General features: G+C 49.0%; 1 protein-coding gene. It reads left to right on the top strand.

Annotated elements, in window-relative coordinates:
* A partial coding sequence (locus R8N49_RS27790) for a thiolase family protein (protein ID WP_318190532.1) occupies positions 1-657 on the top strand: 657 nt, incomplete at both ends.

Genomic DNA, 657 nt, shown 5'->3' with positions numbered 1-657 from the left:
GCTGGAGGTATGGAAAGCATGACGAATGCGCCCTATTTGTTGAAAGAGGCGCGCAATGGCATGCGATTAGGGCATCACTCCACTTACGATCACATGTTTCTCGATGGATTGCAGGATGCTTACGAAGGGCACTTGATGGGCGTCTATGCTCAGCAAATTGCAGATAGGCTCAAATTCAGCCGTGAGAAAATGAATGAGTGGGCAACCATGTCTGCAAAACGAGCGTTAGAAGCGCAAGAGCGTGGTTTGTTTGATGATGAAATTGCACCAATTGACATCCGGACAAAAACAGCCACAACCCACCTCGATTATGATGAACATCCTCGCTCCATCGATCTAGAAAAAATTCCTCAGCTCAAACCCGCTTTCGATAAAAAAGGCTCAGTGACTGCGGCGAACTCCAGTGCCATTTCCGATGGTGCGGCAGCCTTGATTTTGATGGACGAGGAAACCGCTCGTCACCAAAATCTTGCTCCGCTTGCCATCATCAAATCGCACGCGACTCACGCGAGAAAGCCGGATGAGTTTACGTTGGCTCCGGTCTACGCCATTGAACAATTGTTGTCGCAACTGGATTGGTCGATTGACGAAATTGATCTCTGGGAAATCAACGAAGCCTTTGCGGTAGTGACACAAATTGCGGTTGCGGAATTGGGG

This window comes from Vibrio sp. 1978 (assembly GCF_033344345.1).
Note: the sequence above shows the minus strand (reverse complement) of the source record. Positions and strands in the feature narration are given on the sequence as shown.